Below are 24774 nucleotides of genomic sequence, written 5' to 3' on the forward strand. Positions count from 1 at the left end.
ATAACGAAAGAATTAAATCAAATCTAAACAAAATGAGCCCGATAAAATATCGAGCTCATTATTATCAAACTTAATTATAAATTTGTCTAAACTTTTGGGTGCAGTCTATTTATAGTCTCAGGCTTTTTATGTTTATTTATGTTCAAGATTTTCGATCTTTTATTCTAAAATAATTTACTTATACAATAGCATTTCTAGTCTTAACTTCTCCATCTCGTTTGTAATTGGCTAAAATTACTCCGGTTGAAGTAATGGTACTATCTGTCAAAATAAAAGATGATGGATTTGCATTATCATCAAAAAGCTTTTTCCCTTTACCAAGTAGTAGCGGATGAATTTTTAATCGGAGTTCGTCAACTAAATCATTTTTTAATAAAAGATGAATAAGTTCGCTACTTCCCCAAACCTGAATGTCTTTGCCTTCAGAATTTTTAAGTTTCTTTATTTCATCAAGACTTTCGATAAAAATAGAATTTTGCCAATCTGATTTTTCTCGGGTTTTAGACAGTACATATTTATTTCCATCATTAATACTAGGCCAAAATTCGGCATGGTTTGGCCAGTAATTTTCCCAAATTTCAAATGTTTTTCTTCCCAAAAGATAATCTGCAGTTTGCAATTCATTTTGTACAGCCTTATCATAAGTTTCGTCACCATACGGCACGGTCCATCCTCCAAATTCAAAACTTTGAGATCGGTCTTCTTCAGGTCCTCCAGGAGCTTGCATTACTCCGTCTAATGATAACATCGATAAAACAATTATTTTTCTCATATCAAAAATGTTTGAAGTTGTTTTTTAATACAATCAATTATAACGAAATCGAAGTCTTAGCTTTTCTACTTTTTTTCTACTTTTTAGAATTTCTAATGATATAATAAACCGAAAATAGAAACACCACAATGTAGATAAATGCCAATGCAGGGTTTTCAAATTTTAGACTTTGAAAGTCAAATTGCTTATATAAAACTACGCCTAAAATAATTGCGATAATCCAAAAGACAAATGTAATTGGTTTTTTATTTTCCATGGTTTTAGTAATTAGTTAATTAAAAATTCTTTTAGTTTTTTATAATTTATCCTGTTCCGCTCTTAAAATATCAACGACGCTTTCACTTTTAAAATTCTCCATAAACAAATGAATCAAAGGGACAGTCGGACTTTTAGGGTATTTTTTTAAGAAACGGTTAAACTCCTGAATGTTTTCTGGATAAATATAGCTTTCTTCTGTTGCTCGTTCTCTAGTTGGTGTATTATCTTGACCAATTAAATAATCCATTTGATAATTTTTGTATTCTTCTTTTACAGATGGAATCAATTTGGAATTTGGATATTTCGCCATAAAATTTTCCCACGAAATTATTCTGTCGCCCAAATCTTTAAAAGAAATAGCAAGTGCTGCATCTCCAGAATAAAGCGATTTGTTTTCTTCGCTTTTTAATTGCAAGTAATCTTTATAATCATCTGTCACATAATTTTTGAAAATGGTATAATAGAAATCATGTAAAGGCTCAATTTCAACATATCCTTCTCCAATTTCCCAATAGCGCAATTGATGTTTAGAAAGTCTTTCGCCTAAAAGTTGTACCGCTTTTTTGTCGGCTTCGTCTTCATTGTAGAATTTCTCCAATACTCCAGTTTCTTTTCCAGCTATTTGCTGTAATAAAGCACCGTTTTTTTCAAAATATTTTTCATATAATGCGTTTGCGGCTTCTTTATTGGGCAATGATTTTAATTGAAGTACAACTTCATTTTTGTTCTTAGTAAATAATTGAAGCAAGTCTGAATCTGATTGTGCTGTTTGTGCAAAATTTTGAACTTTAATACTGTCTTTTTTTATTTCTGTTTTGTCGGCAACGTTTTTATTATCTGTTTGTTTACAAGAAGAAAGTAAAATTAGGACCGTAATTGCAATAATGGATTTTCTCATTTATTTATTAATATATAAGCTATTTCGAAATGTATTTTTAAATGAAAAAGGACAAAAAGATAAAACTCTTCTTTTGTCCTTTATTTTTTAAAACTGATTCAGATTAACTGTTATCATAAATTTATTTTTGGTATATCAAAAATACATCTATTATTTAAAATAAGAGAATCCTTATTTTAATTGTTCGTCAATTATTACTGCAATATCAGTATTCGAATAATCAGACACTAAAATCTTTCCAGTTTTATCAATAACGATTCTAGTCGGTATTCCATCTATTTTATAGTTTTCTACAACTTGAGCTTTATCGTCTAGAAGTACATTAAAAGTATATTTTTTCTCTGAAATAAATTTGCTTACATTATTGTAAATTTCTTCGTTTTTTCCTTTTTCCCAAGTATTTACAAACAGAAATTGCACATCTTTGTCTTTGTATTTTTCGACAAGTCCCTGCATCTTTGGAAAAGAAGCTTTGCACGGACCACACCACGTTGCCCAGAAATCCAGCACAACCACTTTTCCTCTATAATCTGAAAGTTTTATCTCTTTACCTTCTAAGTTTTTTAATGAAAAATCTGAAGCTATATCCGAGCCAAATTTTGAAATAATTTTTTTAGCATTATTTTCTTTTTCGGCCAGATTTGTTTTCTGTTCAATAGCATTATATTCGGCAATTGGTAAATTCTTTTCAATATAAATTTCTTTAAGCTTAGCAAGAAATACGGTAGAAGTAACCCCTTTAGTATTGATTTCGTCTTCAATATAAGCCTTTACTTCCTCTTTACTTTTTATCTTGTCTATTATGGCCAGATACGTTTCTTTTCCGTTAAGATCTAATCTATTTTTTTCTTTAAGTGCATGCTGATATTTGTAAGCTTCGTCATATTTGCCTTGCTTGTAAAGTATGTGTGCATAAGTATCGGTGTACATACTAAGTTCGTCCTCATAATCAGGAAAATAACTTTCTTTTCTTCTTTGGTCAAGGAGATCAAGCGATCTTTTAGAAACTATGGCCGCAAAGTCGATATCTTTACCAGTTGATTTCAAGCCAGCACCAGAAATTGTCCAAGCATAATTATTGTATAAATCTCCAACAATATAAAGATGGGGTTCCAGCGCTATCGCTTTTTCCAATTCTTTATTCTGAAGATAGATGTCGTGAAGGTTCTTGTAAAATGGGCTCAAAGCTCGCTTAGAAGTGTTTTTAAATCTTGTTTTAAAGGTGTTAAGCGTTTCTAAAATATAAGATTCGGTTTTATCTGGATGACTATAAAAGTCTTGTATAAACTTAGATTCCGCAAGTTGGCCGTTCGGATATTTGCTTTCGAGTTCCTTTGCTATCTTTTCCTTTTCATCGGTCATGCCGTTATTTTCATAAATGTAATAAGCCGATGTTAAAGATTCGTTTGTGTTTTTTTGAACACATTTTGCCGCAAATGCAATATTTTCTTTCTTGCTAAATTCTTTATCAACGGTGCCTTTTTGGTAAAGATAAATCAGGTAAATTTTATCCTCTTTTAATTTTGGGTATTTTGCAAATAAAGCCTCATACGCAGGAATAGTAGATTCTGTCTTTGTGTCCAATTTTAATTTTAGCTGAAAGTTGCCATAGCTTCTGCTGAAAATTTCATTGGCAAGCGATTTGCTTAACTCCGATTCATTTTGAGTTTTGAGAAGTACAGAATAGCCTTTGTCTTGATTATTATCTGCAACCTTTTGCAAATCTGTTACCGTAACTAAAATGGTTCTTACCGAGTCTGGAACTTGTGCTGTAAACTCATAAAGTTTTCCTTTTTTTATCAACGGACTTAAGTTCGTATCAAAATCAGCAGTTGTGGCGTATAATACATTTGCTTTAGAATTGTCTTCTATAACAAGACCTTGCGGAGGTTCGTAAACATACGTATTGGGTTTCCCTACGTTGAATTTTTTGTTTTTTAAATACACTTTTCCGTTTTGAGAAAAAGCAGTGTTAAAGATTGCAAAGAGTAATAAAAGGATGGTTTTCTTCATTTGTTTTTGGTTTTTTGATTGATTGTTTCTTAAATTTTAGCGAATGCTAAATTATGCAATGTTAGCTTTGTACGATTTTTATTAAGAAAATATTAGCATAAAAAATGCCCAATCTCAATAAAGACTGGGCAAAATTATTTTAGAAACTAAAGGATTTATTTCTTCGAAAACAAATTCTCAGCAACCCAAGCCGGGCCAATTAGTAAAAACTGAAGATCTTTTAAGAACGAAGGTTTTTTACCTTCAATATTATGGCCGTAAAATTGTCCGATCCAAGCCAAAGCAAAAACGCCAAGCGAGAAAATCCATAACGGAACAAATTTTGAAATATAATAATTGACAATTAAACAGAGAATAGAAAAAATGGCAATTTTAATAGCCATTGAAATGGATAATCTGATGTAGAAAATAAGAACAAAAAGCAAAACTAGAAAAGCCCAATTTTCTATTATAGGGGCATTTAATTGAAGCGTATTGGAGATTATCGCACTCGGAATACTCATAAGTAAACCAACAATCGAAAAATAAATAGCAGGAACACAAATATAATGTATCGCCTTGTTTTTGGGGTTCTGATGACTTACAGCATACTCTGCAAACCATTGGTCTAATGTTCTCATTTTTGTGGTTTTAAGGTTAGTTGCGTAAATCTAATGAAATTTCTTTTACGTTTTACCGTGCTGTATTTTCATTATTTCATCAACAATAGCAATGGCTTTTTCTAATGTAATTCCGTTTTCCTGATCTATTGTTAGCGGATGATTTTCCTCAATCATTTTTATTTCAGGAATCAAATCCAAGCCTTGCTCAATAGCCATTGATTTTAAAGACAAAGTTTCGCCATAAGTGGGTACATTGGTCTGCATCCAGCCAAAATAAGGATCTTGATTTACTCGGTTCGGGTCTTCCCATAAATCCATTCGCAGACAGAAATTATCTTCGCTAATTGTTGTCCATACATTAAAAACCAAATCTTCGTGATAATCTATAATCGGAATGGTTAATCTACCACGGTGAAAAAAATGTTCTTCGTCGATATAACACCAACTTCCGCCGTATTCAATTCTTTGCTCTCTTTCTTCGGTTGGAATGGTAAAATAATAAGCAGGAAATTCACTGCCAAAACACAATGGCATTTGGTCAAAAGCTTCTCCGCAGCAAGAACATTTATAAGTATACATTTTTAATATTTTAAAGAATTAGCTTCCTGACTGTACTGAAAAACATTATCCCATAATTCATCAATGGCAATAAGTGCATTTTTGAGCGGAATAACATTCCATTTTCCATCAGTTTCTATTCCTAAACCGATGCTTTTTAGCTTTAATAAAGCATCATTTACATCAAAATCCAAATCAGTATTTAATTTTGTTTTAAACCAAGATTCAATTTGATGGTCTAGTTCTTCTGCGGTTAAAGATTTTTCACTTTCGTGTAAAAAAGTATAAGCCAGAATCGTTTCTTTTAAAGCTTCTTCTTCAGAAGAATTTAATAAAGAATAAAACGCACCGCTGTTATTTCCGATGTTCTTAAAATACAAACTGTCTGAAAGTGTTTTAGAATAGCGAATCTTTTTGTTTATGAAATTATTGTATTGGCGAAAACAATACGCGCCTAAAATTCCGAGCGCAATTAAACCTTGATTTAAAGACGTTTTACTGTTTAATAAATCGATAGTTTCTCCAGTTTGATAGGCTTCATACATATTAATCAAGGCTGGAATTACTTGGGCACTTAATAATGAAAGTCCACCAAAAACACCTGGAACCCAAAGCAGTAATTTATCCTTCAAGGACATTTTCGGAATGGCATTCGGAAAAACCGTTTCGAGATCGTTTTTAGGAACGCGCTTAAAAATTTTCAAAGCGATCGATCCGGGATCGATTGGCATTTTTCCTAATTTGACTTTTTTCTCTTTAAGGTAATCTGCCTCGCTGTAATTGAGATAAATAAGAACGCGGTCATAATATTCAATTTCAACTTCTTTGGTCCAGAAAAAGTATTTTTTAACCTTTTCTTTTGCCTTATGATGCCCGCGTGCGTAAAGTTCGTAATCTTTAAAAGCATTAAAATCGATAGAAAGATGCAGTCCGATCAAATCCGATTCATGAAAGGCTTCGTTTAAAGCTTCTTGATCGATTCTGTAATAATTGCCACGGTCTAAAACCTTTAAAAGCGTTTCTTTAAAAACAGGGAAATTGCTTTTATTGATAAATTGCACGCGTTCTTTTTCGCTTAAATCTGGATCGTAGAGTGCGTAATGCTGTTTTAGATTTCGATTAAGATTAAAAGACTCGTAATGATAATAGTGTTCGATAATTTCGAATAACTTCTTAAAATCAGTAACCTTTTCAGGATTTTCAGCAAAAACAGCAATCTGCTGTTCTAGTAAAAACTCTTTGTTAAACGGAATATAATGTTCTCTAGTCATTTGGACTTTAATTTCGTGGCTTTTATAAGAAGCAAAAATACTTATTTTTTTAGGAGCCTTATTAGTTTTAATTTAATTATATAAAATAGCTATATTCGTACAAAAAAATAAAATGTTCAATCCGCAATTAGGCTATCATACTTACTATGTTTATATTATAACTAATAAACATAGATCAACTTTTTATATTGGGGTTACCCAAAATCTAAAAGAAAGACTTAAACAGCACAGTGTAAATGCTGAAAACAATGTCAAGACATTTGCTGCTAGTTATAATGTTGAGTTTTTGGTTTATTATGAAAAATTCACATGGATACAAGAGGCAATAGCTAGAGAAAAAGAATTAAAAGGGTGGATTAGAACAAAGAAATTAGAATTAATAAGAGATTTTAATCCAACTTTTGAATTTCTGAATTACCATTTTGAATAAGTCCAGTTTGTCATCCTGACGAAGGAAGGATCACACAAGAAATTCCGCAAAGTATAGCCAATCTTTGTCGAGCTACTCGTGCGATCCTTCCTTCGTCAGGATGACAAAAAAAGGTGACCATAAAAAAAAGTGAAATTTCCAATCGGTACCAGCGACTTGAAATTCCACTTTCTGTTCCAAAAAAAAAAGTGACAAAAAATTAAGAAGTTCTCTACACGAAAACTTAGAAACAAAAATTATTCACTGCAATATTACCACTAAATAAAATGGTAAGTATAGGTGTTTATACCTGTTTTTTTCAAATGAAGCTTTATAAGAGTAGAATCTCAAGGATTTATTGTAAAACTGACTTTTTTAATTCGATCACGCCTTGAATATATTTTATTAATTCTTGACGAGAAACGGCAAAAGACGCTTTTTCGGCTTCGGAGTCTAGATATAAACTCGCAATACTTTCTGCATCTAGATTTTGAGTAAAGTGATGATGTTCTGCATATTGTATAAGATGATCTACAAAAAGTTCGCGTTGTTTTCCTTTTTCAACAGTTTCAAGATCGCCTTCTTTTATTTTTTCGATTACAGCTTCTGGCAAATCGATTGTGAGATACATACAGTCGACAGCGACTTTAGAAAGCAATTCTTTGGGGACTCTTCCCGTTGCGTCGCAATAGGCGCATGGTGCAGGAACCCATTTTAATTGGCGGTTTAAACGGCGAATATCATCCCAATCAACAAATCTTTTCCCGAGACATCTCGGACATTTTACAGTAGATCTTTTAAATAAATTAAAAAGGTTCATTGGGTTATAATAGCTTAGTGGTTTCGTTAAGCTGCGAATTTAAATAATTAAGTAAGAAAAGTTGCTTGGTTTGTCATTTTTTTTAAGAAAAGAATTAACAAAATTGCAAATATGTATATTTTGAAGATGTTTAGAGGTAGTAAAAAATCGTTTTAAAAAAGATAATCTCGAATGAAAAAATTAAGAATTTTGTTTTCTATTAAAATTAAATGATGTGGAGATTAAACAAAAATGCTCTTGAAAATATAGAAAAAATCGCACTTTATTTCCTGTATATTTGATGGAAATTTATTTAAAAAAGCCTTTACATATGGAATATATTAAAACTTCAAAGCTTCAAAATTTTATCCGAATATTTTTGGGATTGTTTATGATAACAGCAGCCATTGGACATTTTACTTTTCAGAGAACCGATTTTCAGGCGCAGGTTCCCAATTGGGTTCCTATGGATAAAGATTTGGTCGTGATACTTTCTGGAATTGTCGAAATTATTTTAGGTTTGGCCATGGTATTTTTAACCCAATATAAAGTGAAAGTAGGAATGGCGCTGGCACTATTTTACGTTTTAGTTTTCCCTGGAAATATAGCACAATACCTAAACGGAACTTCTGCCTTTGGACTCGACACCGATCAGGCGCGTTTAATACGATTGTTTTTTCAGCCTGTTTTGATTTTTCTGGCTTTATGGTCTACTGGAGCGATTGCTGTGCTGTTTAGAAATAACAGAGATTGAATCTTGTGATGAAAATAAAGTATTATGAACGGTTATTATAATTTGAAAAAAGAAAACAAAAAGCCTAACCTAAAAAAGTTGAGCTTTTCAAAAATTATCTCAATTACCGAACAGGCAAGTTGTTTAGCAGAATCTGATATTTCCTTCCCACAGGAATCATTTCATTATTACACATTGTCAATGTTTTCGAAGTAACACTGGCTATTTTTTCTGTATTTACAATATACGAGCGATGTACTTGCATGAAATTAGCAGCATCAATTTCTGAGGCAATACTCGAGAGCGAACCGTAAATAATATGTGGTAAATTCAGTTTGGTGCTGTAGAGTTTCATATAGTTGCCCAGACTTTCGATGTAAAGAATATCGCAAAGAGGCATGTCTATATTTTGTCCGTTTAAGCGGTACGAAAAGATTTTAGCGTTGGTTGGAGTTTCTTTTTTAAGACTGTTTCCAGAAAAAAAAGTTTTCGCTTTTTCTATCGCTTTAGCAAATTTATCTGGTGAAATCGGTTTTAAAAGATAATCAATCGCATCGTTTTGATAAGCCGAAAGCGCATAATCAGAATAAGCGGTGGTTACAATCGTAAGTGGACGGTTGGGCTGAAGTTCCATTAATTCGACACCTGAAATTACAGGCATATTAATGTCGAGAAAAATAATATCGTATTGGTTTTCGTTGAGCAGTTTTATGGCTTCCATACCATTAAAAGCACTGCCAGAATGTTCTAGTTCGTCAAATTTGGAAATGTGCGAAATCAAGGCTTTATGCGCCGGCGATTCGTCATCAATTATCAGACAGCGGTAGGTAAGTGCCATATACTCAGTTTTACGATAAACATGTTTTTCTCTTTTTTACAGCTCAAATTGTGTCTTAAACCATAAACTTCCAAACGTCTTTTTAGATTTTCAATTCCGATTCCCGTACTCGAAAGTCTTGATTCGGTATCAAGACAATTATTTTTTAAAGTAAAGCACAAATTGCGGCAACTTACTTTCAAATCCAAATTAATAAACGGTTCTGGAGTTTCGGCAGAAAACTTTACCGCATTTTCTACCAAAGGCAAAAAGAACAAAGGCGGAATCTCGATTTGTTCATGAACGCCTTCAATATTTTGCTTTACTTTCAGCCTTTCGTTTCTAAAGGTGTAATATTCAATATATTTTTTAATAAACGCAATTTCTTCCTGCATTAAAACATAATCTTTTTTAGAAGCTTCGATCTGATAGCGAAGCATATCCGAAAGATTCAAAATTCGGTCTGGAACTTTGTCGGGTTCTGCCAAAGCTTCTCCGTAAAGGTTATTCATAGCATTCAATAAAAAATGCGGATTCAACTGCTGTTTTAAAAACGAAAGTTCCGATTTAAAATTCATAATATCCTTATCGACCTGACTCATTTTTTTGGTGATAACAATATGCAGGAAATAGAAAAAACAGCCGTTAATGATAAGTGATACAATTTGAAGAGTTTTTAGATTTCCTAATCCCACAAGCGGGAAAAACCAATTCATAAAAAAGTAAAAACCAGTCCAATAGATCGCTAGAAGCGTGAAAAAGATTTTAAATTTTTTATGAAATAAGAACGGATTGATAATGCAGATATTAAAAACGGTAATCCAAACAATACAAGGAAAATAACCAACGGCAATTTTACTGAGAATATAAGACCAGCTGTGCCCGTCGAGTTTTATTTCGTCATAAATACAAGCCAAAATGACCAAATAAACAAGCGTATTTACAATTAAGTTTCGTAGAAAAAAATTCTGGTAGATTTTTGCAATTGTCATAGCGGCAAAAATAATATAATCGTATAGTCTGTAAGCATTTATCGAGAATAATTTATACCAACGCCATTCGTATAAATCATACGCCATTGGTATAAAAGTACTGTTATACTACTGGTTTGTGGTTTATTTTTGAACTCGAGTTTCTATAATCTTTTTAATAAAAAATAAAAATGTACCAGTTTAAAGAATTACAAGAAGCAGAGAAGATTGTGGAAATTTTTAAAACAAATGTCCAGAAAGAATCTGATCGAGATTATGTTATAGCAGTTATGCAAAATCAGTTTCCTGAATATCAAATTAATTTTGATTTGGAAGACTGCGATAAAATATTAAGAGTTGAAGGCATTGATCTACAGTATGATACTGTTATGAATGAGGTGCATGGTTTAGGCTACACTTGTGTGCGTTTAGAATAATTTTACATCTTTGGTTTTAAATCAGGTGTAAATACGCTACCGTATTTGTATAATTTGTAAGTATTTTGTGTAGTATTTTAATTTCAAACTAAAAAGAAATGATAGATTTCATCCTTTCAATTATCCTTCTTCTTCTGAAACAGTTCAGCTGATTGAGCTGTTTATTTCCTTTGCAAATTCTTGCCGCTTTTCATCTATAAAAGGGGTGTTCTTTTTTGCGTTTTATTTTTCTAATTTTGCGCCATGAAAAAAAAGTTCCAGCTCTTCGATTTTAGCCAGAAAATCAATTACAAAAACGAAATTTTAGCAGGTTTAACCGTGGCGATGACCATGATTCCAGAATCTTTGTCTTTTGCTATTCTGGCGGGATTTCCTCCTCTAGTTGGATTATATGCTGCTTTTATTGCAGGTTTGGTTACAGCTATTTTTGGAGGAAGACCAGGAATGATTTCAGGCGGAGCAGGAGCAACTGTCATCGTTTTAATTGCCTTAATGAAATCGCACGGAATAGAATATGTTTTTGCGGCCGTCGCATTAGGCGGTGTTGTCCAAATCTGCATCGGACTTTTTAAACTCGGAAAATTTATTAGGCTCGTTCCACAACCCGTTATGTTCGGTTTCGTAAACGGATTAGCGGTTGTGATTTTTATGTCACAATTAGAGCAGTTTAAAACCGTTGTCAACGGTCAGGTTTCGTGGCTTCAGGGAACTCCTTTATATATTATGTTAGGATTGGTGGCGCTAACTATTGCCATAGTTTTAATTTTTCCGAAGATTACAAAAGCCGTTCCTGCTTCTTTGGTTGCCATTATAGTGGTTTTTGCTTTGGTAATTGTTTTCAATATCGAAACCAAAACAGTAGAAGATATCGCTTCGGTTCAAGGCGGATTTCCTCCATTTCATATTCCGAATATTCCGTTTTCTTTTGAAACTTTAAAAGTGATATTTCCATATTCTGTAATTGTCGCCGCAGTTGGTTTGACTGAAGGTTTGCTGACGCTGAATTTGGTTGACGAAATCACGGGAACACGTGGAAACAGCAATAGAGAATGTATCGCGCAGGGAAGTTCAAATATCTTAAACGGTTTTTTCTACGGAATGGGCGGCTGTCCAATGATTGCACAGACTTTAGTTAACTTGGGTGCGGGTTCTAGAGCCAGACTTTCGGGAATTATTGGTGCTTTGACTATTTTATTGATTATTCTTTTTGGAGCGCCTGTAATTGGAAAATTGCCGATGGCTGCTTTAGTTGGCGTCATGATGATGGTGGCGATAACAACTTTTGAATGGGCAAGTTTCAGAATTATTAATAAAATGCCACGACATGATATTTTTGTTGGAATTCTAGTCGCTCTTGTTACCATTGTACTGCATAATCTGGCATTGGCGGTTTTAATTGGCGTAATTATCTCAGCTTTGGTTTTTGCTTGGGAAAGTGCCAAAAGAATTCGCGCAAGACATTATATAGACGAAAACGGAGTAAAACATTATGAAATTTATGGTCCGTTATTCTTTGGATCAACCACTACTTTTTTAGAAAAATTCGATATTCAGAACGACCCGAATCATATTATAATTGATTTTAAAGAAAGCCGTGTTTCTGATATGTCGGCAATTGAAGCTTTAAATAATTTGACGAAAAAATACAACCTGCTTGATAAAAAAGTGGAGCTAAAACATTTAAGCGAAGATTGCAGGCAATTACTCAAAAATGCTGATGCGGTTATTGAGGTTAATGTGATTGAAGATCCTACTTATAAGGTGGTTTCTTGAGAATTAGATAATGTGGCAATTTGATAATTTATCATAATGTTATGCTGTAGAGGCGCACCGCAGTGCGTCTCTACAGATATGCTTTGTGTTTTTAATTGTCTAATTGACAATTTTGTAATTATCTAATTTTCACCCTATCCTAATTAAATAATTTGATTTTCGTAACTTTGTAAAATGAAGCTAACAGAAACCTTAGAAGATTTTTACACCGTTAAAATTCAAGGAATGCCCGAAAATCTTAAAAAAGAAATCGGACATTTTAATGTTTTTAAATTGGATGAATATATCGGAAGTACTTGTAGTCCTTTGCCTTATACCCGAAAAGACTTTTATAAAATCAGTTTAATCATTGGGAGGAATAAAGTGCACTATGCAGATAAAGTGGTAACGATTGAAGATCAGGCTTTATTCTTTGCGAATCCTCAAATTCCGTATAGCTGGGAGCATATCGATGAAAATCAAACGGGTTTTTTCTGCATTTTTACAGACGCCTTTTTTAGTCAGTTTGGGAATTTAAAAGAATACCCTTTATTTCAGCCAGGCGGAAATCCTGTGGTTCCAGTTTCAAAGGAATTGGCAGAATCTCTCAAAACGATTTATTTAAAAATGCTAGAAGAAATCAATTCTGATTATGCTTTTAAATATGACGTGCTTCGAAATCTGGTTTTCGAAATTATTCATTTAGCATTAAAAACACAAACTGTAACTGCTTCATTATATAGTAAGTCGAATGCTACTATTCGAATTTCTTCTTTGTTTTTAGAATTACTCGAACGACAATTTCCTGTTGAATCTATTTCACAGCAAATTAATTTTCGTTCGCCTTCAGAATATGCCAATCAGTTGAATGTGCATGTCAATCATTTGAATAAAGCTTTAAAAGAAACCACAGGAAAGACAACTTCTCAGATTATATCAGAAAGAATTGTTCAGGAATCTATGATTCTTTTAAAACAAACCAATTGGAATATTAATGAAATTGCTTGGTGTTTAGGTTTTGAAGAATTGTCTCATTTTATTAATTTCTTCAAGAAAAATGTTCAGGTTTCGCCTAAAAACTATCGTGTAGCAGAAATTGATTGATTTTTGCAACTTCTTGCTTGATTGCTTTAATTTTTGAGAAGTACTTCGCCAATACCTTTGTCCTGTAATTATAAATGTAAAAATTTAAAATCATGGGAAATAATAAAGTTTGGTTTATCACCGGAGCGTCAAAAGGACTTGGATTAGAATTAGCTAAGAAACTATTAGCAGAAGGGTTTAAAGTTGCTGCAACTTCAAGAAGCGAAAAATCATTAATTGATGTTTTGGGCAATACTTCAGAAAATTTTCTTCCTCTTGAAATGGATTTGATCAATGAAAAAAGCGTAAAAACTGCCATTGATAAAACGATCAATCATTTTCAAACAATTGATGTTCTGGTAAATAATGCCGGTTACGGATTATTAGGAGCATTAGAAGAATTAACCGATGCTGAAGCTAGAAAAAATTACGAAGTAAATGTTTTTGGTTTATTAAATGTAATTAGAAATGCAATGCCAATTCTTCGTGCCAATCAATCGGGACATATTTTTAATATTTCTTCTGTGGGAGGATATTATGGAGAATTTCCGGGTTGGGGAATTTACTGTTCTACAAAATTTGCCGTTGCAGGTTTAACAGAATCTCTGGCTGCAGAAATTAAGCCTTTTGGTGTTCACGCTACAATTGTTTATCCGGGCTATTTTAGAACCGATTTCTTAAAAGATAGTTCATTATTATTGCCTGAAAATCCAATTGCTGATTATAAAGAAGTGAGACAATCTGAAAGCGCACATAAAGATGATATTAGCGAAAATCAACCTGGAGATCCTGTAAAATTAGCCGAGGCTTTGATTAAAGTAAGTCAGGATAAAAATCCGCCTTTGCATTTGTTTTTGGGTGAAGATGCCTTTAATATGGCCAATCAGAAAATTGCAAGTGTACAAAGTGAATTAGGGCAGTGGAAAGAGGTTTCGGTTGGAACTAATTTTTAATTAGAGAACTTGGTTAATTAGATAATGATTTTCCACAACGTATGTCTGTAGAGACGCACCGCAGTGCGTCTAACACAAAGTATGATTAATTGCCTTCAGCTTTAGCTGAAGGAAAACAAATGCTATTTAAAAAGGCTTTAGCCGAACTATAAAGTTTGGCTAAAGCCTTTTGTGCTTAACTTTTGTAACCTCCAGCTAAAGCTGGAGGCAATTGGTATAATCTTTTTAGAGAATTATCTAATTATCTCAATTGACAAATTGCCACATTATATAATTAAACAAATATCTAACTATCTCAGCATTGTATCAACATCACTCAGTTTCCCGTCAATTTCGCCAATCTGCAAACCTAGAATATGAGCAATTAGCGGATAAACCGAAACATTCTGAAATGTTTTTACTCTTTTATTTACTTTAAAAGCTGGACCTTTTGCATAAAAAATAGCATGCATATCTTTTTCGTCATTATCATATCCGTGAGTTCCGCCTTTAATATGTGTACTCTCTTTGCTTACTAAACTCCATCCTTTTTCAGCTTCGATAACAAAATCATGTGCTCGCGGATTTGTTCCGTAATGCAGTCTTTTAGGAACTTCTGTAGATTTCCAGAATTTAATATGCTTAACTTTTTTCAAAGCATTTGCAATAGAATCCTGATAACCTGGTTTTGCCTGCAGACTCATAATTGGATTGATGACGTCTTTGTAACCCAGCCATTCTGGTTTTAAATAATCTAAAACGGCTACTTTTTTATCGTTGCTTATATCTGCCATTCCGTGATCTGAAACAATGATTAAATTGATTTGTTTTCCGATAGGCAACAGGTCTAATTTTCTCGATATTTCACCAATAATCGAATCCATTTTAATAACTGTTTTTTCGGTTTTCGGCGAAAGCGGACCAAAATTATGTCCTGAATGATCGGGTTCGTCAAAATATAACGTAACCAAATGAGGTCTTTGTTTTTCTGGAAGTTGCAGCCATTTCATAACCGTATCGATTCTCGCTCCGTATGGAATTTTACCATCGTATTTTTTAAAATAACTCGGATTTCTTTTGTCAATATCAGAACCAGGCCAGAAGAATGATGCTGTTTTTACGCCTTGTTCTTCCGCTAGATTCCAAATCGGATTTCCGCCATAAAATCTTGAATCATTTTTGGCATTAGAAGACAATGAAAAAGACTGATTTAAAGAAGCATCAAAAAAAACATTGTTGATAATTCCGTGATGATCTGGATAAAGTCCCGTTACAATAGAATAATGATTTGGGAACGTTTTACTCGGATAAGAAGGTTTCATTGATTTGGCATGTGCGCCTTCTTTTTCTATTTTTTTCAGGTTTGGAAGATCGTAAAGTTTGCCATAATCCCAACGAAAGCCATCCATTGAAATTAGAACAACATAATTGTCTTTATTTTGGGCTTGTAAAAAAGTTGTAAGAAGTAAGAATGTAAAAAGTAAAAGGGGAGTGACGTATTTTCTCATTGTTTGATTTTAAAGAAATGCAAAGTTAAGGCTAAAGCATTTTTTAAAGAAAAAGAGAATGTTAAATAAAAAAGTTGGCCACGAATTGTTTTTTGCCACGAATTGCACTAATTTCCACGAAGTATTTTTTGCCACAGATTAAAAGAATTAAAAAAGATTTATAATCTGTGAATCTCTTTAATCTGTGGCAAACTTTTTTTATTCAAATGAATTAGTGGAAATTCGTGCAATTCGTGGCAAAAAAAATCCATTTAATCTGTGTAATCTGTGGCAAATAAAAATATACGTATAGATTAGAAAAAAATAATTCGTGAATTCGTGGCTAAAAAAAAAGCGCCGAATAAAAATCCAGCGCTTTTAAGTTTTAAGAAAAGAAACGATTACATCATTCCTGGCATTCCGCCACCCATTGGCATTCCGCCACCAGCATTTTCTTCTTTAATATCAATTAATGCACATTCTGTAGTTAAGATCATTCCAGAAACAGATGCAGCATTTTCAAGTGCTACACGAGTTACTTTTTTAGGATCGATAATTCCTGCAGTAAGCATATCTACATATTCGTCAGTTTTTGCATTGTAACCAAAATCACCTGAACCTTCAGAAACTTTAGCGACAACAACAGAACCTTCAAGACCAGCGTTTTCAACGATAGTTCTCAATGGAGATTCAACAGCGCGAGAAACGATTTGAATTCCTGTAGCCTCATCAGTGTTATCTGCTTTTAAGTCAGCTAAAGCAAGTTTAGCTCTTAATAGCGCCACACCACCACCAGCAACGATTCCTTCTTCAACAGCTGCGCGAGTTGCATGAAGAGCATCATCAACTCTGTCTTTTTTCTCTTTCATTTCAACTTCAGAAGCTGCACCAACGTAAAGAACCGCAACACCTCCAGCTAATTTAGCTAGACGTTCTTGTAATTTTTCTTTATCGTAATCAGATGTAGTAGTTTCCATCTGACCTTTAATTTGGTTCACACGGTTTTTGATGATATCTGCTTCACCAGCACCACTTACGATAGTTGTATTGTCTTTGTCGATAGAAACTCTTTTTGCGTTTCCTAACATTTCGATAGTTGTATTTTCAAGAGTGTAACCTCTTTCTTCAGAAATTACAGTTCCGCCAGTTAAGATTGCGATATCTTCTAACATTGCTTTTCTTCTGTCTCCGAAACCTGGAGCTTTTACAGCAGCAATTTTAAGAGCACCTCTTAATTTGTTAACTACTAATGTAGAAAGTGCTTCACCATCAACATCTTCAGCGATAATTAATAATGGTTTTCCTGATTGAGCAACTGGCTCTAAAACCGGAAGTAATTCTTTTAAAGAAGAAACTTTTTTATCGTATAATAAAATGTAAGGAGAATCTAATTCAACTTCCATTTTTTCTGGATTTGTTACGAAGTAAGGAGAAAGATATCCTCTGTCAAACTGCATTCCTTCCACAACATCTACAAAAGTGTCTGTTCCTTTAGCTTCTTCAACAGTAATAACCCCTTCTTTACCAACTTTAGCGAAAGCAGTAGCGATTAATTCACCAATAACTTCGTCGTTATTTGCAGAGATAGAAGCAATTTGTTTGATTTTGTCTGAGTCACTTCCAACCACTTTAGCTTGTTTTGCTAAGTCAGCCACGATAGTTTCAACCGCTTTGTCGATACCACGTTTCAAGTCCATTGGATTTGCTCCAGCAGCAACGTTTTTCAAACCTTCTTTTACGATAGCCTGAGCCAAAACTGTAGCTGTTGTAGTTCCGTCTCCAGCTAAATCATTGGTTTTAGAAGCAACTTCTTTAACCATTTGCGCACCCATATTTTCTAGAGCGTCTTTTAATTCGATTTCTTTTGCAACAGAAACACCATCTTTAGTAACTGTAGGTCCTCCGAAAGATTTTCCGATAATTACGTTACGACCTTTTGGTCCAAGAGTTACTTTTACAGCATTTGCCAATGCATCAACACCACGTTTTAAACCGTCACGTGCTTCAATATCAAATTTTATATCTTTTGCCATTTTAATTTTTGTTTAAAGTTTGATTTGTTTCAAGTTAAATGAAGTTCTTACTACTTCGTACTCAATACAATATTTTTAGATAATCGCTAAAATATCATCCTCGCGCATGATTAGATAATCAGTGCCTTCCAGTTTTAATTCTGTTCCTGCGTATTTGCCATAAAGAACAGTGTCTCCAACTTTTACAGTCATTGTATGATCTTTAGTTCCGTTTCCTACTGCAACTACAGTTCCTTTTTGTGGTTTTTCTTTGGCAGTATCAGGAATAAAAATACCTGAGGCAGTTTTAGTTTCAGCTGCAACAGGCTCAATAAGTACGCGGTCTGAAAGCGGTTTAATGTTTAAAGCCATGATTTTATATTATTATAAGTTATACGTTTTTTTCTTGTTCTATAAACTTTCAGAAATTATGCCATGCTAGAAAAACTGACATTATTTCTTAAAAAAAATGCCAGCTTTGACAGGCTGGCATTAGATTTTTATATCGAGCTAAAATTATTTAGTAGCTGGTGCTGCTGGAGCAGGAGTATTTCCTTGTACTGGAGCTGCAGGTGCATTTACAGGAGCTTCAGTTTTGTCAATGATTTTAGATTCAGTATCGCTTAAAGCTCCAGAGAAGCTTAAGCTTGAAAGTAAAATTAACACAATTAAAACAGTAGCCAAAGTCCAAGTACTTTTATCTAAAAAGTCAGTTGTTTTTTGTACTCCACCTAACATCTGCGTTCCGCTGATAGTAGAAGACAATCCGCCTCCTTTAGGGTTTTGTACCATGATAACTACGATCAATAGAAAACAAACTATTGTAATTAAAACTAAAAAAATTGAAAATGTGCTCATTACTTAATTATTGTTATTGTTATTTTGTTGTAAAATCTTTATATCCGATATGCGGTCTGCAAAGAAAGTAATTTTTTCTGGATATTTCAAAATTAATATTTCATATGCTTGAATTGCTTTTGTATATTTCTTTTGTTCCAGATAAACTCTAGCCAAAGTCTCGGTCATTAGGTATGAATTGTCTTCAGAATTGCTTTCAATTTGTACCGCTGGAGCATTACTTCCTGGTTTTATTGGCGAAATTTTCGGGTTGGTTTCGATAAACTTATCGATAATTTCAGCCTTTTTTTGTCGTTCTTCTTCCTGTTTTACTTTTTCAGCAGCTTCCTTTTCTGCTTTTTCCTCTGGCGAAAGATCGTTTGAGCGGTCAATAGGTTCTGTTCTAGATAATTGTAGCCATTCTTGAAAGGAATGTTTTTCGTTTAAAGAAAAATCCAAAGGTTTTCCGATTTCTAAATGCTCTGCAGCAGTTTTGGCAGGTTCATTTACTTCTTCTTCCTCGATTATTTCTTCAAGTGGCTCTTCATTTTCCTCCTGAATTTCTTCAATTTTTTCTTCTTCACCCTCAGTTTCAATAGCAGTTTCTTCTATCGCTACTTGTGGCTCTTCGGGTGTATTTGTTTCAGCTTCTTTAATAGAAGAAAGAATAGATCGTTCTACAGGATTCATTTTAAATTCTGGAATAATCATTTCTTCGATAACGCTGTCATCTTCTTCCTCTTCTTCCTCCGAATTTAAAACAGGCTCTTCTGTACTTGGGGCTGCTTTTTCTTCTTCTATTTTTTCAGATTGTATAGCAGTTGCAGCTTCTGCTTCTTTAATAGAACTTAAAATAGAGTTTTCAATACGCTCATTTTTAGGTTCTTCAGCTTTTATTGGTTCTGGTGCAGAAGGTGTTTCAGAAACCTTTATAGAACTTAGAATCGAATTTTCTAGGCGATCAATTTTAGGTTCTTCAATCTGAATAGCTTCTGTTTCAGAAACAGTTTCGGTTTCGTTGACTTTGGGAGAAATATCATTTTCACTAGAATCAATTTTCTGTTGTGATTCTTCTGTTACAGGTTTTTCAAAAGTTACCGATTGCACTTCTTTTATGGCTCTAAAAATAGATAAATCTATTTCTGGAAGCTGCTTAGGTTCTTCTGTTACTGTAGGTTTTTCTATTGTAGGTTTTTCAAAAGTAATAGTCTGAGCTTCTTTTATAGCTAAGAAAATAGAAGGATCAATTTCTGGAAATTTTTTAGGCTCTTCGGCAATTATTGGTTCTTGCACTTTTATTGGCTCTTCCAATTTTACAGATTCCTCAGTTTTTATAGATTCTTCAGTTTTTACAATTTGTACAATTGAAGGGGTTTCAATAGGAGAAATTGGCGCTTCTTTTATTGGATCTAAAATCGGCTGTTCTACAATGTCAGTTTTTATTTCAATAGCTTTCTGAATCTGTTCTGGCGAAATTATTTCGCTATCAAAAACAGTAATTTCAAGAAGATCTCTCAGCTTTTGTTCATAAAAATCATTCTGGATAGAGGTAAAAGCCTCAGAAGTTATAAAATCAAATAAAACAGAACGATCAGAAGTGTGCGCAGCCGTAACTTTTAAAGCATAATTATACTTAAAACTGTTTTGGTTATAAAGTCCCTTTAATCGCAATGCACGCGCACTTTGAAAATACGGAAATTCATTCAAAACACTGCCTAATGCATCCGCCTGCTTTTCTGTAATTGCATCGGGTTTATTCATTAAGTAGGTATAATCGCTAACGTTCATTTATTTTTTGTTTAATCAGTTATTCGTTTACTCGTCAATTGTTTTTACTGTTAAATCGGTTAAACAATTAAACAGTTAAACTAAAACTTACCATTTAGCCAATGATTCATTAAAGATATCTTGGGTAATTCTTTCAAAAATAACTCTTATCGCTTCGTTTAAAATTGATCCAGCAGGTAATTCCTGTCCTGGGAAATCATAATAAAACTCAAATGATTTTTCAAAATCATCAGTTTCTTTATTTTTATTTGTGAATCTTACCTGAACACGAATTGATAAACGGTTTTGCGATGCTCCAGCGCTTCCATCTGTTCCTACAGCCGTTGCAGTCATTGGAGTGATTCGATAATCTGTAATCTCACCTTCGTAAGTTAATTCGCCTCCAGTACTTACCAAGTTTAAATTGGTCTGGTTCATGATTAAATCCTGTAAAGTCAACGTGAAAGTTCTGTCGATTCCAGGTTCAACCAAATCTGCATTATTCTGAAAGAAGTTAACTTGAAATGTTTTAGCATCGATTGGTTTTGCTCCTGTAAAGTTGTAAACTCCACAGCCACTCAACATAAAAAGGCTTAATAAGGCGAAAAGAGAATATATTTTTTTCATAAATTTTGTTGAAAATTCCAATATTTTAAATTCCAAATTCCAATTTTGAGGCAACCCAATTTGAAATTTTAAACTCAAATGTTGCCAAATATACTACTTTGAATTTGGAATTTATTTTTGGAGTTTATTATATTTTGAAGATCCAATCTTGGAATTTGGAATTTAAAAGATTGGATTTTGTTTTTTTATAAGTCGAATTGTTTGATTTTACGGTACAAAGTTCTTTCAGAAATACCCAATTCATCTGCAGCAGCTTTACGTTTTCCTTTGTTTTTTTCTAATGATTTTTTGATCATTTCAATTTCTTTTTGTTCCAAACGTAAAATTTCTTCTTCTTCGATCGTTTCTGCATCTAGATAGTTATTGTCGTCCTGGATATGATAGTTTTCTTCACGCACGGCAGGTGTTGCCATAACAGCAGTTCTTGGCTCTTCTTCAAAATCTATTTCGCTGTCATTCTGCTGATTTCCGTATATTTTCTGAATCAAATTCGGATTAATGTCTTGTACTTTTGAATTTCCATTTTTCATTAATTCCAAAGTCAGCTTTTTTAAATCGTTCAGATCACTTCTCATATCAAAAAGCACTTTGTACAAAATGTCTCTTTCTGTACTAAAGTCGCTCTCTTTTTTGCTGTCGCTAATAACAGACGGCAGATTGCTTCCTTCGGCTGGCAAATAAGATTGTAAAGTAGCAAGCGTAATGTCGCGATTGGTTTCTAAAACTGAAATCTGTTCTGCAACATTTCGAAGTTGGCGAATATTACCGCTCCATCTGAATTTCTGCAAAAGCTGAACAGCATCGTCGTCCAGTCTTAAAGGTGGCATTTTGTATTTGTGAGCAAAGTCGGCCACAAATTTTCTGAATAACAAGTGAATATCATCGTTTCTTTCACGCAAAGGTGGCAATGTAATTTCGACTGTACTTAAACGATAGTATAAATCTTCACGAAATTTACCTTTTTCAATAGCATTAAATAAATTTACATTGGTTGCAGCAACAATACGAACGTTTGTTTTTTGAACCTGAGACGAACCTACTTTAATAAATTCGCCATTTTCCAAAACACGTAACAAACGAACTTGAGTTGTTAACGGCAATTCACCAACTTCATCAAGGAAAATTGTTCCGCCGTCAGCTACTTCAAAATAACCTTCACGCGTACTTGTTGCACCTGTAAAAGCACCTTTTTCGTGTCCAAAAAGTTCACTGTCAATAGTTCCTTCCGGAATTGCACCGCAGTTTACGGCAATATATTTACCATGCTTTCTGTGCGAAAGCGAATGTATAATTCTTGGAATATTTTCTTTACCAACACCACTTTCCCCAGTTACCATAACCGAAATATCAGTTGGAGCAACCTGAATGGCTTTTTCGATAGCACGATTTAATTTCGGATCATTTCCAATAATCTCAAATCGTTGTTTTATTGCTTGAACTGTTTCCATATTGTTTTGTTTCAAGTTTTGTTTGTTTCAGGTTTCAAGTTTTACTTTTACCTTCAACTTAGGCTTGTATTTTTTGTTTTGCCACAGATTGAATGGATTAGCACAGATTTTTTTTAAATTTAAATAATATATCTTTTATATTGAAGGGATTTTGTTTGAAAATTAATAAGCAGTCCAACTTCTGAATTTGATAGTTTTATGTAATTTAATATTTGAGCAATATGCTCATTTGAAAATTCTTTTATTGCTTTTACTTCTAAAACAATATCTTCATTTACAATGAAATCAGCATAAAATTTATGTGCTAAGACTTTTCCTTTGTATTCAATTGAATATTCTTTTTCTCTCTCAAAAGAAATGTCATTTTCTTTGAACTCAATTTCTAAAGCATCTTTGTAAACGATTTCCAATAACCCAGGTCCCAAATTCCTATGTACTTCCATACAAATGCCAATAATTCTATAGGTTTCCTGTTCTCGATAATGTTGCATAAATATTTTTTAGCACAAATATAAAGTAAGAAAAGTAATTCAAAAAAAATCATTTTAATCCTTTTAATCTGTGGCAAAAAAAACTTTTAATTCATTTCAGAATATCCCACAGCTTCACCTTTTAAAGTTCCACTTGTACAGCTTGTGATTTTTACGTTTACGAAATCTCCAATTTTATAATTCTCTTTTGGGAAAACAACCGTAATACTTTGAGAGTTTCTTCCAGAGAATTCGTCTTTAGATTTTTTAGAAACTTTCTCTACTAAAACTTCAACCGTTTTTCCAACAAATTCCTCACTTCTAAACCAGGCATGTTTTTGCTGTAAATCAACAATTTCCTGTAATCTTCTCGCTTTAGTTTCTTCCTCAACATCATCTTCCATTTTTCTTCCGGCCAAAGTTCCAGGACGTTCAGAGTATGAATACATATAACCGAAATTATATTTTACATATTCCATTAAACTCATAGTATCTTGGTGATCTTGTTCTGTTTCTGTTGGGAAACCAGCGATCATATCCTGCGAAATCGAAGCATCGGGAACAATTGCTCTAATTTTGTCAATTAAAGTCATATACTCTTCACGAGAATGCAGACGATTCATTTCTTTCAAAATTCGGTTGCTTCCCGACTGAACAGGTAGGTGAATATGTTTACAAATATTCGGATATTTCGCCATAACGTGCAAAATACCTTCGTGCATATCCTGCGGATTTGAAGTCGAAAATCGAATACGCATTTTAGGGAAACCAGCAGCAACCATTTCAAGCAATTGATCAAAATCGACTGCAGTTGCTTTCTGCATTTCAGAAGCATTTACAAAGTCTTTTTTCAAACCACCGCCGTACCAAAGATAACTGTCAACGTTTTGCCCAAGAAGCGTAACTTCTTTATAACCTTTATTCCACAAATCTTGAATTTCAGCCATAATACTCTGCGGTTCACGGCTTCTTTCGCGTCCACGCGTAAACGGTACAACGCAGAAAGTACACATATTATCGCAGCCACGTGTAATCGAAACCAAAGCGGTGATTCCGTTACTCATTAAACGAACCGGCGAAATATCTCCGTACGTTTCTTCTTTTGATAAAATAACATTGATAGCGTCGCGTCCTTCTTCAACTTCGGCCAATAAATTCGGAAGATCTTTATAAGCATCTGGACCTACAACAAGGTCAACAATTTTTTCTTCTTCCAAAAATTGACTTTTCAAACGCTCGGCCATACAGCCCAAAACGCCCACTTTCATTTTCGGATTCGTACGTTTTACGGCGTTGTATTTCTCCAAACGTTTACGAATTGTCTGTTCTGCTTTGTCTCTAATTGAGCAAGTATTCACCAAAACCAAATCTGCTTCTTCTAAAACAGAAGTTGTGTTATAGCCACCGTCAGACAAAATGGAAGCTACAACTTCACTGTCCGAAAAATTCATCGCACAGCCGTAACTTTCTATAAAAAGTTTTTTAGTATTTTCAGGTTTATTTTCCAAAACAAGACTTTCGCCCTGTTTGCTTTCTTCAATAATCTTTTCCATTATAAAAATTCAAAGTGCAAAGATAACGCAAAAGCAATAAAATATGACAAGATGGCAGAAAAGAATTTTAGATTTGTGATTTTAGATTTTAGATTGAAATCGGTAATAAAAATTCCAAATTTTTTTAAATCTCAAATTCCAAAAAGAGCGCAGCGATTTTTAGAAAATCTAAAATCTAAAATCTAAAATCTAAAATCTAAAATCTAAAATCTAAAATCTAAAATCTAAAATCTAAAATCTAAAATCTAAAATCTAAAATCTAAAATCT

24 protein-coding genes are annotated in these 24774 nt (G+C 33.3%); 6 read left to right on the forward strand and 18 right to left on the reverse strand.

Going from position 1 to position 24774, the window contains the following annotated elements:
- Positions 1 to 178 precede the first annotated feature (178 nt).
- The 6 genes from EG814_RS20385 to EG814_RS20415 all read right to left on the reverse strand — a co-directional run bounded on the left by EG814_RS20385 (position 179) and on the right by EG814_RS20415 (position 6372).
- Complete coding sequence (locus EG814_RS20385) at positions 179 to 772, reverse strand: dihydrofolate reductase family protein (RefSeq protein ID WP_125723714.1); 594 nt, start codon at positions 770 to 772, stop codon at positions 179 to 181.
- Between the two features lie 295 nt (positions 773 to 1067).
- Positions 1068 to 1928: a hypothetical protein gene (locus EG814_RS20395; protein ID WP_125723716.1), complete on the reverse strand. Its 861-nt coding sequence runs from the start codon at positions 1926 to 1928 to the stop codon at positions 1068 to 1070.
- A 171-nt stretch (positions 1929 to 2099) separates the two neighbouring features.
- Entirely contained in the window at positions 2100 to 3941 is a 1842-nt protein-coding gene (locus EG814_RS20400) for a TlpA disulfide reductase family protein (RefSeq protein ID WP_125723717.1), read from the reverse strand.
- A 155-nt stretch (positions 3942 to 4096) separates the two neighbouring features.
- A complete protein-coding gene (locus EG814_RS20405; protein WP_125723718.1) occupies positions 4097 to 4561 on the reverse strand; it encodes an Mpo1 family 2-hydroxy fatty acid dioxygenase in 465 nt (154 codons plus the stop codon).
- Between the two features lie 45 nt (positions 4562 to 4606).
- Entirely contained in the window at positions 4607 to 5122 is a 516-nt protein-coding gene (locus tag EG814_RS20410) for a DUF2199 domain-containing protein (RefSeq protein ID WP_125723719.1), read from the reverse strand.
- Positions 5123 to 5124: 2 nt separating this feature from the next.
- A complete protein-coding gene (locus EG814_RS20415) occupies positions 5125 to 6372 on the reverse strand; it encodes a TMEM143 family protein (RefSeq protein WP_125723720.1) in 1248 nt (415 codons plus the stop codon).
- Between the two features lie 112 nt (positions 6373 to 6484).
- Between EG814_RS20415 and EG814_RS20420 the strand changes: the two genes are divergently transcribed.
- Positions 6485 to 6802 carry a GIY-YIG nuclease family protein gene (locus EG814_RS20420; RefSeq protein WP_125723721.1) on the forward strand — a complete coding sequence of 106 codons (318 nt, stop codon included), beginning with the start codon at positions 6485 to 6487 and terminating at the stop codon, positions 6800 to 6802.
- A 334-nt stretch (positions 6803 to 7136) separates the two neighbouring features.
- On the opposite strand, the gene EG814_RS20425 is transcribed toward EG814_RS20420, so the two are convergent.
- Positions 7137 to 7601, reverse strand: a complete 465-nt coding sequence (locus tag EG814_RS20425; protein ID WP_125723722.1) for a hypothetical protein — start codon at positions 7599 to 7601, stop codon at positions 7137 to 7139.
- A 310-nt stretch (positions 7602 to 7911) separates the two neighbouring features.
- Here EG814_RS20425 and EG814_RS20430 point away from each other — a divergent pair, with 310 nt between their 5' ends.
- A complete protein-coding gene (locus EG814_RS20430; RefSeq protein ID WP_125723723.1) occupies positions 7912 to 8334 on the forward strand; it encodes a DoxX family protein in 423 nt (140 codons plus the stop codon).
- A gap of 103 nt (positions 8335 to 8437) precedes the next feature.
- Here EG814_RS20430 and EG814_RS20435 read toward each other — a convergent pair whose 3' ends face one another.
- Positions 8438 to 9151 carry a LytR/AlgR family response regulator transcription factor gene (locus EG814_RS20435; protein ID WP_125723724.1) on the reverse strand — a complete coding sequence of 238 codons (714 nt, stop codon included), beginning with the start codon at positions 9149 to 9151 and terminating at the stop codon, positions 8438 to 8440.
- Positions 9127 to 10209, reverse strand: coding sequence for a sensor histidine kinase (locus EG814_RS20440; RefSeq protein WP_235831020.1), 1083 nt, complete (start codon positions 10207 to 10209; stop codon positions 9127 to 9129). The genes EG814_RS20435 and EG814_RS20440 overlap by 25 nt, the downstream gene beginning before the upstream one ends.
- 83 nt (positions 10210 to 10292) lie before the next feature.
- On the opposite strand from EG814_RS20440, the gene EG814_RS20445 reads away from it, so the two are divergent.
- The 4 genes from EG814_RS20445 (at position 10293) to EG814_RS20460 (ending at position 14326) form a co-directional block, all read left to right on the forward strand.
- The gene (locus EG814_RS20445) at positions 10293 to 10538 is read left to right on the forward strand and encodes a hypothetical protein (protein WP_125723725.1); all 246 of its coding nucleotides are present in this window, start codon (positions 10293 to 10295) and stop codon (positions 10536 to 10538) included.
- 243 nt (positions 10539 to 10781) lie between these two features.
- Positions 10782 to 12311 (forward strand): SulP family inorganic anion transporter, encoded by a 1530-nt coding sequence (locus EG814_RS20450; protein ID WP_125723726.1) that lies wholly within the window; start codon positions 10782 to 10784, stop codon positions 12309 to 12311.
- A 174-nt stretch (positions 12312 to 12485) separates the two neighbouring features.
- Entirely contained in the window at positions 12486 to 13394 is a 909-nt protein-coding gene (locus tag EG814_RS20455; RefSeq protein WP_125723727.1) for a helix-turn-helix domain-containing protein, read from the forward strand.
- Between the two features lie 92 nt (positions 13395 to 13486).
- Complete coding sequence (locus EG814_RS20460) at positions 13487 to 14326, forward strand: oxidoreductase (RefSeq protein WP_125723728.1); 840 nt, start codon at positions 13487 to 13489, stop codon at positions 14324 to 14326.
- Between the two features lie 290 nt (positions 14327 to 14616).
- On the opposite strand, the gene EG814_RS20465 is transcribed toward EG814_RS20460, so the two are convergent.
- The 9 genes from EG814_RS20465 to miaB form a co-directional block, all read right to left on the reverse strand.
- Positions 14617 to 15813, reverse strand: a complete 1197-nt coding sequence (locus EG814_RS20465) for an alkaline phosphatase family protein (RefSeq protein WP_125723729.1) — start codon at positions 15811 to 15813, stop codon at positions 14617 to 14619.
- Positions 15814 to 16193: 380 nt separating this feature from the next.
- Entirely contained in the window at positions 16194 to 17825 is a 1632-nt protein-coding gene (groL, locus tag EG814_RS20470; protein WP_125723730.1) for a chaperonin GroEL, read from the reverse strand.
- Positions 17826 to 17900: 75 nt separating this feature from the next.
- Positions 17901 to 18176 (reverse strand): co-chaperone GroES, encoded by a 276-nt coding sequence (locus tag EG814_RS20475; protein WP_008467105.1) that lies wholly within the window; start codon positions 18174 to 18176, stop codon positions 17901 to 17903.
- 144 nt (positions 18177 to 18320) lie between these two features.
- Positions 18321 to 18662 (reverse strand): preprotein translocase subunit SecG, encoded by a 342-nt coding sequence (secG, locus tag EG814_RS20480; RefSeq protein ID WP_125723731.1) that lies wholly within the window; start codon positions 18660 to 18662, stop codon positions 18321 to 18323.
- 3 nt (positions 18663 to 18665) lie between these two features.
- On the reverse strand, positions 18666 to 20429 hold the full coding sequence (locus EG814_RS21105) for a tetratricopeptide repeat protein (RefSeq protein WP_206430330.1): 1764 nt from the start codon (positions 20427 to 20429) through the stop codon (positions 18666 to 18668).
- Between the two features lie 87 nt (positions 20430 to 20516).
- Positions 20517 to 21035, reverse strand: a complete 519-nt coding sequence (locus EG814_RS20490; RefSeq protein WP_125723732.1) for an LptE family protein — start codon at positions 21033 to 21035, stop codon at positions 20517 to 20519.
- A gap of 185 nt (positions 21036 to 21220) precedes the next feature.
- The gene (locus EG814_RS20495) at positions 21221 to 22483 is read right to left on the reverse strand and encodes a sigma-54 interaction domain-containing protein (RefSeq protein ID WP_125723733.1); all 1263 of its coding nucleotides are present in this window, start codon (positions 22481 to 22483) and stop codon (positions 21221 to 21223) included.
- Positions 22484 to 22602: 119 nt separating this feature from the next.
- Complete coding sequence (locus EG814_RS20500; RefSeq protein WP_125723734.1) at positions 22603 to 22974, reverse strand: GxxExxY protein; 372 nt, start codon at positions 22972 to 22974, stop codon at positions 22603 to 22605.
- Between the two features lie 86 nt (positions 22975 to 23060).
- Positions 23061 to 24506, reverse strand: coding sequence for a tRNA (N6-isopentenyl adenosine(37)-C2)-methylthiotransferase MiaB (gene miaB / locus EG814_RS20505; protein ID WP_125723735.1), 1446 nt, complete (start codon positions 24504 to 24506; stop codon positions 23061 to 23063).
- Between the last annotated feature and the right edge of the window lie 268 nt (positions 24507 to 24774).

The organism is Flavobacterium ustbae, from assembly GCF_003946915.1.
Lineage (GTDB): Bacteria > Bacteroidota > Bacteroidia > Flavobacteriales > Flavobacteriaceae > Flavobacterium > Flavobacterium ustbae.

Coding starts and splice junctions, on each gene's coding strand:
- EG814_RS20495 (WP_125723733.1), bottom strand. CDS start 22,483: ATGGAAACAGTTCAAGCAATAAAACAACGATTTGAGATTATTGGAAAT.
- miaB (WP_125723735.1), bottom strand. CDS start 24,506: ATGGAAAAGATTATTGAAGAAAGCAAACAGGGCGAAAGTCTTGTTTTG.
- EG814_RS20400 (WP_125723717.1), bottom strand. CDS start 3,941: ATGAAGAAAACCATCCTTTTATTACTCTTTGCAATCTTTAACACTGCT.
- EG814_RS20405 (WP_125723718.1), bottom strand. CDS start 4,561: ATGAGAACATTAGACCAATGGTTTGCAGAGTATGCTGTAAGTCATCAG.
- EG814_RS20410 (WP_125723719.1), bottom strand. CDS start 5,122: ATGTATACTTATAAATGTTCTTGCTGCGGAGAAGCTTTTGACCAAATG.
- EG814_RS20440 (WP_235831020.1), bottom strand. CDS start 10,209: ATGGCGTATGATTTATACGAATGGCGTTGGTATAAATTATTCTCGATA.
- EG814_RS20475 (WP_008467105.1), bottom strand. CDS start 18,176: ATGGCTTTAAACATTAAACCGCTTTCAGACCGCGTACTTATTGAGCCT.
- EG814_RS20450 (WP_125723726.1), top strand. CDS start 10,782: ATGAAAAAAAAGTTCCAGCTCTTCGATTTTAGCCAGAAAATCAATTAC.
- EG814_RS20445 (WP_125723725.1), top strand. CDS start 10,293: ATGTACCAGTTTAAAGAATTACAAGAAGCAGAGAAGATTGTGGAAATT.
- EG814_RS20415 (WP_125723720.1), bottom strand. CDS start 6,372: ATGACTAGAGAACATTATATTCCGTTTAACAAAGAGTTTTTACTAGAA.
- groL (WP_125723730.1), bottom strand. CDS start 17,825: ATGGCAAAAGATATAAAATTTGATATTGAAGCACGTGACGGTTTAAAA.
- EG814_RS20455 (WP_125723727.1), top strand. CDS start 12,486: ATGAAGCTAACAGAAACCTTAGAAGATTTTTACACCGTTAAAATTCAA.
- EG814_RS20460 (WP_125723728.1), top strand. CDS start 13,487: ATGGGAAATAATAAAGTTTGGTTTATCACCGGAGCGTCAAAAGGACTT.
- EG814_RS20500 (WP_125723734.1), bottom strand. CDS start 22,974: ATGCAACATTATCGAGAACAGGAAACCTATAGAATTATTGGCATTTGT.
- EG814_RS20425 (WP_125723722.1), bottom strand. CDS start 7,601: ATGAACCTTTTTAATTTATTTAAAAGATCTACTGTAAAATGTCCGAGA.
- EG814_RS20490 (WP_125723732.1), bottom strand. CDS start 21,035: ATGAAAAAAATATATTCTCTTTTCGCCTTATTAAGCCTTTTTATGTTG.
- EG814_RS21105 (WP_206430330.1), bottom strand. CDS start 20,429: ATGAACGTTAGCGATTATACCTACTTAATGAATAAACCCGATGCAATT.
- secG (WP_125723731.1), bottom strand. CDS start 18,662: ATGAGCACATTTTCAATTTTTTTAGTTTTAATTACAATAGTTTGTTTT.
- EG814_RS20465 (WP_125723729.1), bottom strand. CDS start 15,813: ATGAGAAAATACGTCACTCCCCTTTTACTTTTTACATTCTTACTTCTT.
- EG814_RS20420 (WP_125723721.1), top strand. CDS start 6,485: ATGTTCAATCCGCAATTAGGCTATCATACTTACTATGTTTATATTATA.
- EG814_RS20435 (WP_125723724.1), bottom strand. CDS start 9,151: ATGGCACTTACCTACCGCTGTCTGATAATTGATGACGAATCGCCGGCG.
- EG814_RS20395 (WP_125723716.1), bottom strand. CDS start 1,928: ATGAGAAAATCCATTATTGCAATTACGGTCCTAATTTTACTTTCTTCT.
- EG814_RS20385 (WP_125723714.1), bottom strand. CDS start 772: ATGAGAAAAATAATTGTTTTATCGATGTTATCATTAGACGGAGTAATG.
- EG814_RS20430 (WP_125723723.1), top strand. CDS start 7,912: ATGGAATATATTAAAACTTCAAAGCTTCAAAATTTTATCCGAATATTT.